General features: G+C 60.9%; 12 protein-coding genes. 6 read left to right on the top strand and 6 right to left on the bottom strand.

Features of this window, described 5'->3' with window-relative positions; translation table 11 throughout:
- The first annotated feature begins 14 nt into the window (after nt 1–14).
- The 3 genes from dalD to ACSOSP_RS16630 all read left to right on the top strand — a co-directional run bounded on the left by dalD (nt 15) and on the right by ACSOSP_RS16630 (nt 4,086).
- A complete protein-coding gene (gene dalD / locus ACSOSP_RS16640; RefSeq protein ID WP_455308395.1) occupies nt 15–1,406 on the top strand; it encodes a D-arabinitol 4-dehydrogenase in 1,392 nt (463 codons plus the stop codon).
- Between the two features lie 122 nt (nt 1,407–1,528).
- Nucleotides 1,529–3,010 (top strand): xylulokinase, encoded by a 1,482-nt coding sequence (xylB, locus tag ACSOSP_RS16635; RefSeq protein WP_455308393.1) that lies wholly within the window; start codon nt 1,529–1,531, stop codon nt 3,008–3,010.
- Between the two features lie 128 nt (nt 3,011–3,138).
- The gene (locus ACSOSP_RS16630; protein WP_455308392.1) at nt 3,139–4,086 is read left to right on the top strand and encodes a sugar-binding transcriptional regulator; all 948 of its coding nucleotides are present in this window, start codon (nt 3,139–3,141) and stop codon (nt 4,084–4,086) included.
- A 933-nt stretch (nt 4,087–5,019) separates the two neighbouring features.
- Here ACSOSP_RS16630 and ACSOSP_RS16625 read toward each other — a convergent pair.
- The 6 genes from ACSOSP_RS16625 to ACSOSP_RS16600 form a co-directional block, all read right to left on the bottom strand.
- A complete protein-coding gene (locus tag ACSOSP_RS16625; RefSeq protein WP_455308391.1) occupies nt 5,020–6,141 on the bottom strand; it encodes an ABC transporter ATP-binding protein in 1,122 nt (373 codons plus the stop codon).
- 49 nt (nt 6,142–6,190) lie between these two features.
- On the bottom strand, nt 6,191–6,919 hold the full coding sequence (locus ACSOSP_RS16620) for an HAD family hydrolase (RefSeq protein WP_455310997.1): 729 nt from the start codon (nt 6,917–6,919) through the stop codon (nt 6,191–6,193).
- 61 nt (nt 6,920–6,980) lie between these two features.
- Complete coding sequence (locus ACSOSP_RS16615; RefSeq protein WP_031359620.1) at nt 6,981–7,829, bottom strand: carbohydrate ABC transporter permease; 849 nt, start codon at nt 7,827–7,829, stop codon at nt 6,981–6,983.
- Nucleotides 7,826–8,761: a carbohydrate ABC transporter permease gene (locus tag ACSOSP_RS16610; RefSeq protein ID WP_455308390.1), complete on the bottom strand. Its 936-nt coding sequence runs from the start codon at nt 8,759–8,761 to the stop codon at nt 7,826–7,828. Before ACSOSP_RS16610 ends, ACSOSP_RS16615 begins: the two co-directional genes overlap by 4 nt.
- A gap of 113 nt (nt 8,762–8,874) precedes the next feature.
- Nucleotides 8,875–10,182, bottom strand: coding sequence for an ABC transporter substrate-binding protein (locus ACSOSP_RS16605; RefSeq protein WP_455310996.1), 1,308 nt, complete (start codon nt 10,180–10,182; stop codon nt 8,875–8,877).
- Nucleotides 10,183–10,377: 195 nt separating this feature from the next.
- Nucleotides 10,378–11,151 (bottom strand): L-iditol 2-dehydrogenase, encoded by a 774-nt coding sequence (locus ACSOSP_RS16600; protein WP_455308389.1) that lies wholly within the window; start codon nt 11,149–11,151, stop codon nt 10,378–10,380.
- A 406-nt stretch (nt 11,152–11,557) separates the two neighbouring features.
- Here ACSOSP_RS16600 and ACSOSP_RS16595 point away from each other — a divergent pair, with 406 nt between their 5' ends.
- The 3 genes from ACSOSP_RS16595 to ACSOSP_RS16585 are packed head-to-tail and all read left to right on the top strand — an operon-like array spanning nt 11,558 to nt 14,190.
- Complete coding sequence (locus ACSOSP_RS16595) at nt 11,558–12,454, top strand: metal ABC transporter solute-binding protein (protein WP_455308387.1); 897 nt, start codon at nt 11,558–11,560, stop codon at nt 12,452–12,454.
- A 43-nt stretch (nt 12,455–12,497) separates the two neighbouring features.
- Entirely contained in the window at nt 12,498–13,415 is a 918-nt protein-coding gene (locus ACSOSP_RS16590; RefSeq protein WP_455308385.1) for a metal ABC transporter ATP-binding protein, read from the top strand.
- Nucleotides 13,408–14,190, top strand: coding sequence for a metal ABC transporter permease (locus ACSOSP_RS16585; RefSeq protein ID WP_455310995.1), 783 nt, complete (start codon nt 13,408–13,410; stop codon nt 14,188–14,190). Before ACSOSP_RS16590 ends, ACSOSP_RS16585 begins: the two co-directional genes overlap by 8 nt.
- Nucleotide 14,191: the final 1 nt, after the last annotated feature.

Here is a 14,191-nt window from a genome sequence, read left to right as displayed (position 1 = left end):
CAGAGGAAGACGACATGACTACCGAAAGCCACGCAGCCGCCGACGTGATCCTGCACATCGGCGCGGGTTCTTTTCATCGTGCGCATCAGGCGTGGTACCTGCACAAGCTGATTGAATCCGGAGACACGCGCTGGTCGCTGACGGTCGGCAATATCCGCGGCGACATGAATGCCGTGCTGGAAGCGCTGGCCGCACAGAACGGCACTTACACGCTGGAAACGGTCACGCCGCAGGGCGAGCGAGCGTATGAGACCATCCGCTCGATCACGAAGGTCGTGCCGTGGGCGGCGGACCTAGACGCGCTGGTCGCGGCGGGTGCTGCGCCCGAGTGCAAGATCGTGTCGTTCACGGTGACCGAAGGCGGTTATTACCTCGATGAACACCATAAGCTGGATACGGCCAATCCCGATCTGGCCGCCGACCTGAAAGGCGCCCGCACGACGATCTATGGCGCGCTCGCCGCTATTCTCGACGTCCGCATGAAGCAGAACGCGGGAAAGGTGACGCTGCAGAACTGCGACAACCTGCGCAGCAACGGCGATCGTTTCAAAGCCGGCATGCTTGAGTTCCTGCAATTGCGTGGCGAAACCGTGCTGCGCGACTGGATGATCGCCAATACGTTGTGCCCGAACGCGATGGTCGACCGCATCACGCCACGCCCCACGCCCGATGTCCGCGAACGTGTGCTGGCTGCAACCGGTATCGACGATAAAGCGCCCGTCATGGGCGAAGCGTTTATCCAGTGGGTGATCGAAGACGAATTTATTGCGGGGCGCCCGGCGTGGGAGAACGTCGGCGCGGAAATGGTCCACTCGGTGCTGCCGTACGAAGAAGCCAAGATCCGCATCCTCAACGCAACGCATAGCTGTATCGCGTGGGCGGGAACGCTTGTTGGGCATCAATACATTCACGAAGGCACGCAAGACGCCGATATCCGCGCGCTCGCCGAAGCCTACGTGACCGAAGACGTGATTCCGTGCCTGTCGCCGAGTCCTATCGATTTGGCCAAGTACCGCGATGTCGTGATCGATCGCTTCGTCAATCCGTACATCCAGGACACGAATCAGCGCGTGGCCGCCGACGGCTTCTCCAAGATCCCTGGTTTTATCGCGCCGACTTTGCGTGAATGTTTTGCGCGTCACGTCGATCCGAACGCCACGGCCATGTTGCCCGCGCTGTTCTTCCGCTTCCTCGAACGCTGGCACGAAGGCAAGCTGCCATACGCGTACCAGGATGGCGTGATGGACCCCGCCACCGCGCACGCATTCTTCGAAGCGGATGACCCGGTGAAGGCTTTCGTCGCCGATAAACTCTTGTGGGGCAGCCTCGCGCAAAGCGCCGATCTGGAACGCGTGCTGCGCGCGGCGCTGGGCCGTGTCGATACATGGCTTGGCAAGCGAGCCTGAGCTGCTCAATCACCGTTCTTCATGCCCGTCCGGTGTTATTGCCAATGGCGTAACGCCGGCAGCGGCGCTACATTAGCGCCTCCGGTTTCCCGCGGCTTCACGCCTTCATCAAGGGTTCGTCCATGTATTTAGGCATCGATCTCGGCACCTCCGAAGTAAAAGTTCTCCTGCTCGCAAGCGACGGCAGTGTCGTCGGCACAGCGGGCACGCCCTTCACCGTATCGCGTCCGAAACCCCGCTGGTCCGAGCAAAATCCGCTCGACTGGTGGGACGGTACGCGCGCCGCGCTCTTCGCTTTACGCGATAAATTCCCGCAAGAATTCGCGCAGGTGCGCGGCATCGGTTTGTCGGGACAGATGCACGGCGCGGTGCTGCTCGATTCCGAGGATCGCGTGCTGCGGCCGGCGATCCTCTGGAACGACATGCGCAGCGACAAGGAATGCGACGAGTTGACGGAGCGCGCGTCGCATTTGCATGAAATTGCCGGCAATCTCGCGATGCCCGGCTTCACCGCGCCGAAGCTGCTGTGGGTGCAGCACAACGAGCCGGACATTTTCAATCGGACGGCGTGCGTGTTGTTGCCGAAGGACTATCTGCGGCTGCATCTGACGGGCACGAAGGTCTCCGATCCGTCTGACGCCGCCGGCACGTTATGGCTCGATGTCGCGCGCCGCGACTGGTCCGATGAACTGCTCGCCGCGTGCAGCATGACGCGCGCGCAGATGCCGGCGCTGGCCGAAGGCAGCGAACCGTCGGGCACGCTGCTGCCCGCGCTCGCCCGCGAACTCGGATTGCGCGATGGCGTGGTCGTCGCGGCCGGTGGCGGCGACAACGCGGCAAGCGCGGTGGGTATCGGCGCGACGGAACCAGGCGATGGTTTCCTGTCGCTCGGGACATCGGGCGTGCTGTGCGTGGTCGGCGACCGCTTCCGGCCGAATCCATCGTCGGCGGTGCATGCGTTCTGTCATGCCATCCCCGATCGCTGGCATCAGATGAGCGTCGTGTTGTCGGCTGCGAGCTGCCTGCGCTGGGTCTGCAAGCTCACCTCGACCGATGAACCCACGTTGCTCGCTGAAATCGCCGCGCTCGATCCCGCCGCGCTGGAAATCGCGCCGCTCTTCCTGCCGTATCTCAGCGGCGAACGTACGCCGCATAACGACCCGTACGCGCAAGGTGTGTTCTTCGGCATGACGCACGCAACCGACCGCGCGCTGCTCGGCTATGCGGTGCTCGAAGGCGTGACGCTCGCGCTGACCGATGGCCTCGACATGCTCCAAGCTGCCGGCACGGAAGTGCATGCGTTGTCGTTGTTGGGCGGCGGTGCGCGCAGCAAGTACTGGGGCCAGTTATTAGCCGATGCCCTCAACACCCGCACGCGCACTCACGGCGGCGGCGAGACTGGCGCGGCGCTCGGCGCGGCCCGGCTCGGCTGGCTCGCGGCGGGCGGCGATCCGGCCGTGGTGCTGGCCAAGCCGCCCGTGAAGGACGAGTTCATCCCGAACGCGCAACGCCATGCAATCCTGCGGCAACGGCTGAAGGGATTCCGCGAGTTGTATCAGCACGTGCGCCCGTTGTTCGATCCGGCGCGTCCGCGGCTCGCATGACGGTTTAAAAGGCGCGCGAAGAGTTTTTGCCCTCAGGCGTCGAGCGTGCACAATGTCGATCTTTCGCGTGCCTTTATGGCGCGCGATTCTCTTTGTATTCGACACGAACGACCAGACATCGAGCCACCGTGCCCAAGTCCAATGAAAAACTCGATCTCGCCACCCGCGCCGCGTGGCTGTATTACGTCGCGGGCAATACGCAGAATGAAATAGCGGAGAAGTTGCAGATCTCGCGGCCCGTCGCCCAGCGGCTGGTCGCGTTCGCGGTGGAAAAGAACCTGATTCGCGTGCGTGTGGATCACCGGATTGCCGACTGCCTCGCGCTGGCCGCGAAGTTATCGAAGCGATACGGCTTGTCGATGTGCGAAGTCGTGCCCATTGATGGCGATACGCCCGAGCAAGTGGATCGCAAGCTGGCGGTCGCGGGCGCACAAGTGATGGAGCGCTATCTCACCGATGAAAAACCGCTGGTGATCTCGATCAGCACCGGCCGGACGCTGAAAGCCGTGGTCGCGCAAATCGGGCAACTGGAGCGTCCGCAGCATCGTTTGGTGTCGATGGTCGGGGCTATTGCCCAGGACGGCTCCTCGAACCGCTACGACGTCGCGCAGCATCTCTCCGAGAAGACCGGTGGGAAGCATTTCATGTTGCCCGCGCCGTTGATGGCCGATAGCCGCGCCGAGCGGGAGCAGTGGTGCAATCACCGGCTGTATCGGATTGTCGATGCGCTGTCCGGGAACGCGGATGTCGCGTTTATCGGGATCGGAAATATCGGGATTAATTGTCCGTTGCATGAGGACGGTTTTATCACGACGGCCGAAGTGGAAGAGATGATGCAGGCCGGGGCGGTGGCTGAATTGCTCGGGTTGCCGATTGATGCGCAAGGCGTGAGGGTGCTATCGACTACCGGTGAGCGGGTGACGAGTTTGCGGCTCGATGCTCCGCCGAAGCGGCCGACAATAGGATTTGCGGGCGGCTTGAGGAAACGTGAAGCGGTGATCGCGGCGTTGCAGGGTAAATGGCTGTCGGGGCTCGTGACCGATGAGTTGTGCGCGCAGGCCGCGCTGGACGCTTGAGAGCGGTTTGGGGCGAGTTGCTAGGGTTCTGCAGTAGCGGTCGGGGTTGATGCTGGGTTGCTGCTTTCAAGGTTAGTGGTCTGCTTGAGTTGGCTCATTTTTTTGCCACTATTAGCCACTGCGCGTGGCGGCGCGTCATTTCTTTGTCCAAAGCGACAAAGAAACGAAGCAAAGAAAGCGCTTTCAAAACGAGGGCTCGTAAGTTGACCCAGCGTGCACTTTGTGCGTTTTTGGCACCCCAAAAGCACGGTGCTCGCCAGAACCACCGATGTGTGAACCCCTCCTTCTCGCGAATTCTTACACGCACACGCTTCGCCCCGTACGCTCTCGGGCAAGCACCATTGCCAAGAAAACCCGCACGGCCTCACGCGCCTTTACTGCTTCACGTCTTGATCGGCTGGATGCTTGACCTGCACCGCTATTTTTGGGGTATGGCCTCACCCATCATGCGGCCTCGTTTCGAGGCGGGTTGGCGACGTGGTTCGGGATGCATACAAATTTGGTGGATGGTTGTCCGCGGATAGCGCGGGGTGCCCTTTGGGCAGGTTCAGTCACTGGTGGCGAAGCGTGTGGGTATCCGTGTTCGGAGAAGGAGGGTTTCACACATCCGCCGCTCTTGCGAGCACCGTGCTTTTGGGGTGCCAAAAACGTGGAAACTGCACGCTAGGTCAACTTATGAGCCCTCGTTTTGAAAGCGCTTTCTTTGCTTCGTTTCTTTGTCGCTTTGGACAAAGAAATGACGCGCCGCCACGCGCAGTGGCTAATAGTGCTAAAGAAATGAGCCAACTCAAGCAGACCGCCAAGCCAAGCAGCAGCAACCCGGCAACGAATCAGACCGCTAACGCAGGAACCTGGCAACCCGGCATCAACCCCGACCGCCAACCCCAGAACCCGCGCCAGCCCCTCCGTCCACCGGCGCGAGCAAACACCCCCTCACGCTGCCGACAACACCTCGACAATCTTCCGCTGATAAGCAATCCCATCGGCGTTGAACAAATGGCAATGCTCCGGCAACGCGCCAAGCTTCAACACTTCACCACGAGAATGCCGCTCCAGCGGCGGAATCCTGGCGATGATCCCTTCCGGCGCCACCGTCGATTCCGCGTACAGATAAGCGGCATCGCCAAGCGACTCGACGGCCATCGTCTTCGCCGATACCCCGTGCTCCACCGTCGCCGCCGTCCCCGCGTGCAGATGCTCCGGACGAATCCCCACCGTCACCGACTCGCCGACCTTCGCAGTCCCCGGCTCAACCGCCGTCAATTGCGTCTCACCCGTCGCATACTTCACCAGCACGCCATCGCTCAACACCTGCGTAATTTCGGCGTTAAAGAAATTCATCTTGGGCGAGCCGATAAAACCCGCCACGAACTTGTTCTGCGGCGCATGATAAAGCTGATTCGGCGAGCCGACTTGCTCCACATTCCCCGCCGACAACACCACGATCTTGTCAGCCAGCGTCATGGCTTCCACCTGATCGTGCGTCACATAGATCATCGTGGTCTTGAGCTCGTCGTGCAGCCGCGCAAACTCCAGACGCATCTTCACGCGCAACGCGGCGTCAAGGTTGGACAGCGGTTCATCGAAGAGAAACACCTTCGGCTTGCGCGTGATAGCGCGGCCGATCGCCACCCGCTGACGCTGACCACCCGACAACTGCTTAGGCTTCCTATCAAGCAAATGATCGATGTGCAGAATCTTCGCAGCCTGCTTCACCGCTGCATCGATTTCCGGCTTGCTCGTGCCGGCGAGCTTCAGCCCAAACGCCATGTTGTCGTACAGCGTCATGTGCGGATACAGCGCGTACGACTGGAACACCATCGCAATCCCGCGCTTGGCCGGCTGCAGGTCGTTCACACGCACGCCGTCGATAGTCAGGTCGCCGCCGGTGATATCTTCCAGCCCGGCGATCATTCGCATCAGCGTGGATTTGCCGCAACCGCTCGGGCCCACGAACACGACGAACTCGCCATCGGCGATATCGAGGTTCACGCTGCGAATCACTTCCGTTTCTTCGTAGCGCTTGTTGATGTTGCGCAGATTCAGGCTTGCCATGATGGAGTCTCCGTCTTTAACTTGGCTTCGTTTTCTGCGAGCAAGAGGCTCACGGCAGTTCGAAGCTTGCGTTTTGCAGCCACTGCCCGACGAGCGTGGGAAGCTGTCCCATCTCATCGAACACGACACTTGCGCCAGCACGTTTCAGCGCATCAATTTGTCCTTCAGTTGCATGCCCACCGCCCAGGAAGCCGAGCACCGTCATGCCCGCCGCCGCCGCTGCGGTAACACCGGTCACACTGTCTTCAACCACCACGCAGCGTTCGGGCGCGACCCGCATGGTCCGCGCCGCCGCGAGGTACACGTCGGGCGCGGGTTTCGGGTTCGGCACTTTATCGGCGCAAAACAGACGCTCACCGAAAAACCGCACGAGACCCGTGCGGTTCAGCACGGCTTCCACATACGACGTAAAGCTGTTACTCGCGCAGGCTTTGCGCAAGTTGATCGCGGCCAGCGCAGCCTCGATTCCGTCGACCGCCGGCCCTTCCACGGCCGCGGCTTCCACGACCGCCCGAATTGCGTCGATCTGGTCTGCATCGAGCGTCCGGCCAAGCGCTTCAGCCGTGCGCAGCAGCACCGTCTCGATCCGCAGCCCGAGCAGCGGCGTGACAATCGGCTCGGCATCGACGCCTGGCCACAGCGCCTGCATCTCCTGCACAAGCACACGTCCCGCAATCGCTTCGCTGTCGATCAATACGCCGTCGCAGTCGCAGATCAGCAGATGCCCGTCGTGGGCATCGGCTGGCGCGAGCGCGCCGGGTACGCCGGCTTGGGACAAGTTCAGGTTCACTGGATCGGCCTCGTCGGGTTAAAGCTCGGGTTGCAGCTCGCGTTGCAACTCATTTCACCGCGCCGAAGGTCAGGCCGCGCACCAGTTGCTTCTGCGACAACCAGCCGACGATCAGGATCGGCGCCACAGCGAGCAATGAAGCTGCCGAAAGCTTCGCCCAGAACAAGCCCTCAGGACTCGAATACGACGCGATGAACACCGTCAGCGGCGCCGCGTTGGAACTCGACAAGTTGATGCTCCAGAACGCTTCGTTCCACGACAGGATCACGAGCAGCAACGCAGTGGAGGCGAGCCCGGGCAGCGACATCGGCATCAGCAGGTAGACGATTTCCTGCCACGTCGCCGCGCCATCTATCCGCCCCGCTTCCAGGATGTCGCGCGGGATTTCGTTGAAGTACGTGTAGGACATCCAGACGGCAATCGGCAAGTTGATCAGCGTATAGACAATCACCAGACCCCACACTGTGTCGAGCATGCCGGTGTTTTTCCACAGCAGGTAGATCGGCACGAGCACGCCCACTGACGGCATCATCTTCGTCGAGAGCATCCACAGCAGCACTTTCTGCGTTTTCTTGGTCGGGAAGAACGCCATGGCGTAAGCGCACGGCACGGCGAACAACAAGCAGATCACCGTGACGCCGACCGAGATCAGGATGGAGTTCCACGCAAACGCAAAGTAGTTACTGCGCGCGAACACCTCGCGAAAACTGTCCAGCGTGGGCGAGAAGATCAGCGATGACGAATACGCCTGCTGCTCGGTCTTGAATGCCGTGATGGTCATCCAGAAGATCGGGAAAAACAGCAGCAGCGCGAACAGCCACGCGATCACACCCAGGACGCCGCGCTTGAGCGTGTCGAGGATCGGCACGGACGTTGTTGCGGTAACGGGATGGCTCATGATTCGTACTCCCCTTTCAGGTTCTTCGCGAGCATGCGCACCAGGAAGAACGCAACGACGTTCGCCAGCACGACCGCCAGAATGCCGCCTGCAGAAGCCAGGCCGACGTCGAATTGCTGCAGGCCGAGCGCGTAGATCAAGTACGACAGGATGGTGGTCGCCGTGCCTGGGCCGCCGCCGGTCGTCGTATAGATTTCAGCGAAGATGGAGAGCAGGAAAATGGTTTCCATCATCACCACCACGGCAATCGCGCGTTTCAAGTGCGGCAGCGTGATGTAGAAGAACATGGAGAACGGACCGGCACCATCGATGCGAGCCGCTTCCTTCTGCTCCTGGTCCAGCGATTGAATCGCCGTGAAGAGAATCAGGAACGCGAACGGCAGCCACTGCCACGCAACGATCACGATCACCGCAAAGAGCGGATAGTCGCCGAACCAGTCGATCGGCTGGAGCCCCAGCGATCGCATCAACTGCGCTATCAGGCCATACACCGGATGCAGGATCATGTTCTTCCAGATCAGCGCGCTGACTGTAGGCATGACGAAGAACGGTGCAATCACAAGCAGCCGCGCAATACCCTGGCCGATGAACTTGCGGTCAAACAGTACGGCAAGCAGCACGCCGCCAATCACCGTAATCAGCAACACCGATCCGATCAGCGTAAGCGTATGGACGATTGAGGGCAGGAAGGCTGGATCAGTTGCCAGGAATTCATAGTTATCGATACCGGCAAACCCTTTGACATCGGGATTAAGCAGGTTGTATCGGGAGAACGAATACCAGATGGTCATCGCAAGCGGGATGGCCATCCACAGGAACAGTACGGCGGTCGACGGCATGATGAGCCAGCGGACCGACTTCGCGCGCTTCTTGTCGCGCGCTGCGGCGGATTCCGCGTAACCGTCTGTGAGGGGGGGATTAAGTTGACTCATGATCGTGTCACCTCTCGATGATGATGCGCAGGCCGCGCGCGGCTTCTTCACAGAAGCGGCGCGGCCCGCTGTCCTACATTAGGCGCAGCAAATGGATTGCTGCTTTCGGGTCCTTACTTCTGGTACCCGGCCTGTTTCACGGCACGATTGGCTGCGGCGTTGCCCGCGGTCAGTGCGGCATCAACAGTCGTCTGTCCGGCGACCACACCGGCGATCGACTGGCCGACCACGGTACCGAACGACTGGAATTCAGGAATCCCGACGAACTGGACACCGGTGTACGGCACCTTTTGCAGCGTTGCATCGGTCGGGCTCGCCGATTCGATTGCGCTCAGCACGAAGTCACCGAACGGAGCCGCTTTCTTGTATTCCGGATTGGCGTAAGTCGACTTGCGCGTGCCTGGGGGAACCGAAGCCCAGCCTTCGTCCTTCGCAGCCAGTTCGATGTATTCCTTCGACGTAGCCCAGGTCGCGAACTTCTTCGCGGCTTCCTGCGACTTCGAGGTCTTCGGAATCGCGAGCGACCACGACCACAACCAGTGGTTGCCCTTCGGCGTGACCGCGATCGGTGCTGCCGCGAAGCCGATCTTGTCAGCCACTTGCGATTGCGCCTTGTTGTACAACATGCCTGCCGCCACCGTCGCGTCGATCCACATTGCGCACTTGCCCGAGGACATCAACGTCAGGTTCTCGTTGAAACCATTCGAGCTGGCTCCCGGAGGGCCATCGGTCTTGAGCAGGTCCGAGTAGAACGTAAGGGCCTTGTGCCATTCCGGGGTATTGAGCTGGGCATCCCATTTTTCGTCGAACCAGCGGCCGCCGTACGTATTCACGACCGTCGAGAAAAATGCCATGTTCTCGCCCCAACCCGCCTTGCCGCGCAGGCAGATACCGTACTGGCCTTTGGATTTGTCGGTGAGCTTGTCGGCGAACTGCTTGATCTGGTCGTAGGTCGGCTGGTCGGGCATCTTCAGGCCGGCGGCATCGAACAAGTCCTTGCGGTAATACGTCATCGAGCTTTCGACGTAGAACGGCAACGCATACAACTGGCCGTTATACGAGAGACCGTCGCGAGCGGTCTTCACCACGTCGTCGAGATCGTAGCTGGCCGGCAGGTTCGTCATCGGCGCGAGCCAGCCGCGCTTGCCCCATTGCGGCGCTTCATACGTGCCGATCGCCATCACGTCGAACTGGCCGCTGTTCGTGGTGATGTCGGTCGTGGCGCGCTGACGCAGCACGTTTTCTTCGAGGATGACCCACTTCAGCTGGATGTCCGGATTCGCTTTTTCGAATGCCGGCGACAGCTTCTTCAACTCGATCATGTCCGGGTTGTTGAGCGTGGCAATCGTCACGGTTGCGGCTTTTGCGGCGATTGGCGCGATCGCGGCAACGGCGAATGCAGCGAATGCGAGCGAGCGCATCGGCAGGTTCTTGAGGGTGAAGTTGGCGCGTTTCATGTTGTTTCGTCTCCTTTATCGTTAGCACGGGCGCTGGTCTTGCGTTGCGTTGCTTGCAGCAGTCGATACTCGGGTAGTACAGGTGTTGCTTTAATCAACTTCGCTAATCATTTTCACTGCGACGCCTTGCGTGCGTTTGCACGCTTGCAAAGCCCGCTGTCAACTCATCCAGTTACCGCCATCCACGTTCAGTGTTTGTGCCGTGATGTAGTCCGAATCCGCCGATACGAGGAACAGCGCCGCGCCCGTCAGGTCGTTCGGCAGGCCCATGCGGCCGAGCGGCACAGCTTCTCCAACCAGACGTTTCTTCTCGCCGAGCGGGCGGTTCTCGTACTTCGCGAAGAGCGCGTCGACGGTCTCCCACATCGGGGTATCGACAACACCCGGTGCGATGCTGTTCACGTTGATGCCATGCTTGGCGAGGCCCAGCGCGGCTGATTGCGTATAGCTGATCACGGCGGCTTTGGTCGCGCAATAGTGGGAGACCAGCGCCTCGCCGCGACGCCCGGCTTGCGACGACATGTTCACGATCTTGCCGCCGCGGCCCTGCTCCACCATGCGTTGCGCCACCAGTTGCATCAGGAAGAACATGCCCTTCACGTTGACCGAGAAGAGGCGGTCGAAGATTTCCCAGGATTCGTCGAGGATCGGGCGCATGTCGAAGAGCGCCGCGTTGTTGAAGAGGATGTCGATGCCGCCGAATTTATCGACGGTGGACGAGACGATGCGCTCCAGGTCTTCACGCTTCGTGACGTCGGCTTTCAAGGCAAGCACACGCCCGGCGCTTTCCGGGAAACGCTGCGCCAACTCGGCTTCGTCCTTCAGATCGACGACGACAACCTTCGCGCCCTCGTCCAGAAATCGTTTCGTGACCGCTTCGCCAATTCCGCTTGCCGCACCCGTCACGATCGCTACCTTGTCCTGCAGTCTCACGGCTTATCTCCGATTCGTCTCTGATTCGACTTCTTGAAAATCCAACACTTGAAACGCGTCGATGGTGAGCGAACGCTCTTCACGCGATCAATTGCTCTCTGTTTGGTCGAATGATCGGTGACGCGTGAGGCGGTGTCAAGGCACGCCGCCATGTTTCGATGGTGCGGCGCGCAAAGCATCCCAAAACTGCGGGAAAACCCCAACCGGCGCGGGTTTGCGGGAATTGAACAACGCCTGGGAAGAGTCGCGGACAGGCTTTCGTAATACGCCAATGGATGCAAAACGGAGTGATACGTTATATCATCGCCGTCGATTCGAACGATCGCGATGCCTCTGCGGCGAGCACGCAGAACGAGAACGCTACGCACATCATCAGCCTCTATCCACCCTCATTCCAGGAAACACCATGAGCAAACTTGCCACCGCCATCCTGACCTGCGCCGCCTTTTTATCGGTGAGCTTTTGCGGCACAGCCACAGCGCAAACGTCGCCCACGGGCGTGGTGCCGGTGGTCGCGGCCGAGAATTTCTATGGTGATGTCGTGCGCCAGCTCGGCGGCAATCATGTCCAGGTGACGAGCATCCTGAGCAACCCCGACGAAGATCCGCATCTGTTTGAAGCCAGCCCGAAGACCGCGCGCGCGTTGCAGAATGCGACGCTTGTCGTGTATAACGGCGCCGACTACGATCCGTGGATGGACAAGCTGCTGTCGGCATCGAAGGGCAAGGGGCGCACGACCATCGTCGCGGCGCAACTGATGGGCAGGAAATCCGGCGATAATCCGCATCTCTGGTACGACCCGGCGACCATGCCGACGGTGGCGAAAGCGGTGAGTCAATATTTGGTCCAGGCGGACCCGGCGCACAAGGCTGACTACGATGCGCGTCTGGCGACGTTCCTGGCATCGGTGAAACCCATCGACGACAAGGTCGCCGCGCTGAAAAGTCAATACAAGGGCGTACCCGTGACGGCGACGGAACCGGTGTTCGGTTATATGTCGGACGCAATCGGCCTCGACATGCGCAACAACAGCTTCCAGCTTGCCGCGATGAACGATACGGAACCGAGCGCAACGGATATCGCTGCGTTCGAAAAGGATCTGCGCGAGCGTCGCGTGCACGTGCTGATCTATAACAGCCAGGCAACGGAAGCACTCACGAAACGCATGTTGAAAGTGGCCCACGATTCACACGTGCCGAGCATCAGCGTCACCGAGACGCTGCCCGCCGGCAAGACCTTCCAGACATGGATGACGTCGCAGCTCGACGCTTTGTCGGTTGCGCTGCAGGGAAAGACACAATGACGGGATGTGGCAATAGAACGGTCGCGCTTTCGGGCGCGTTGCAATGACGGTTCCGAAAGCGGAGTCGACGCGGGGTAAAGCCGGCGCGCTTGAAGTCGAGCATGTTGCGCTCGAACTCGGCGGACGATCGATTCTCAAGGACGCCAGCTTCAGCGTCGCGGCGGGCGAGTTTATCGGCGTGCTGGGTCCGAACGGCGCCGGCAAGACCACGCTCATGCGCGCGATGCTGGGGTTGCTGCCGTTATCGAAGGGCGTGATTCGCGTGAACGGCGCGCCGGTCGTGCGCGGCAATCCGTCGATTGGCTACATGCCGCAAACGCGCAGCGGTCTCGCCGGACGGCATGTGCGCGGCCGCGACTTCGTCGCCATGGCCGCCGATGGTCATCGCTGGGGCCTGCCGCTCGGGAACGCGGCAGCACATGCCGATGTCGATCGCGTGCTCGATCTGGTCGGCGCCCGGGCGCTTGCCACACGGCCGTTGTCCGAGCTGTCGGGCGGCGAACGGCAGCGTTTGCTGCTCGCACAATGCCTGCTCGGCGACCCGAAACTCCTGCTCCTCGATGAACCGCTGATCAGCCTCGATCCGCGTCATCAAACCGGCGTAGTCGATCTCGTGCGCAGCGTGCAGCGTGAACTCGGCATTACCGTGCTGTTCTCCGCGCACGAACTCAATCCGCTGCTCAACTCCATCGACCGTGTGCTGTATCTCGGCAATGGGCGCGCGGCGCTCGGTACGATCGATGAAGTCATCACGAAGCCGGTTTTATCGCAGCTATATGGATCGCCGATTGACGTGATGCGTGTGAACGGCCGCATCTTCGTGATGGCCGGCGACGTGGAAGTCGACAAGCTCGACCACGCGCACGAAGACGGCGCCGAAGGACATTCCCACGATCACGACCATGGCCACGCGCACGGTCACGCTCACCACCACACCGGAAAGCATTCCCACGATGTTTGAATACGAGTTCATGCAAAACGCCTTCGCGGCGTCGGGGATTGTCGCGGTGCTCGCGGGCGTGGTCGGCTACTTTCTTGTGTTGCGCGGTCAGACCTTTGCGGGTCACGCGTTATCGCACGTGGGTTTCACAGGTGCGACCGGCGCGGTGCTGGTCGGCATGTCGCCGCTCTGGGGGATGATCGGCTTCACGCTCGTGGCCGGTATCGGCATGGGTGCGCTCGGCGAAAAGCTGACCGGACGCGATGTCGCTATCGGCGTGATCCTGACGTTGTCGCTCGGCTTCGGCTTGCTGTTCCTGCACTTCTTTACCGCCTACGCCAGCCAGGCGACTGCGCTGCTGTTCGGCAACGTGCTCGGCGTGAGCCATGAAACGCTGGTGGTGCTCGCCGGGCTCGCGGTGGTCAGCCTCGGCGCGCTCGCGATCATCATGCGGCCGTTGCTGTTCGCATCGCTGCAACCGGAACTGGCCGAGGCGAAAGGCGTATCGCTGCGACTCGTGTCCATCCTGTTTCTGGCGATCACGGCACTGGCGGTGGCGGCATCGACGCAGATAGTGGGTGTTTTGCTGGTCTTCGCGTTAATGGTGGGACCAGCCGCGGCGGCGCAAAACGTGGCGACGCGGCTGTCGACCGGCGTACTGCTCTCGGCGGTTTTTGCGTTGGTGCAAGCGTGGTTGGGATTGACGCTGGCGTATTACACCGACTGGCCGACAAGCTTCTGGATCACGATCCTGGCAGCAGGGGTTTATGGGTTGAGTTTGCTGGGACGGAAATGAA

The organism is Caballeronia sp. KNU42 (assembly GCF_053760385.1).
Note: the sequence above shows the minus strand (reverse complement) of the source record. Positions and strands in the feature narration are given on the sequence as shown.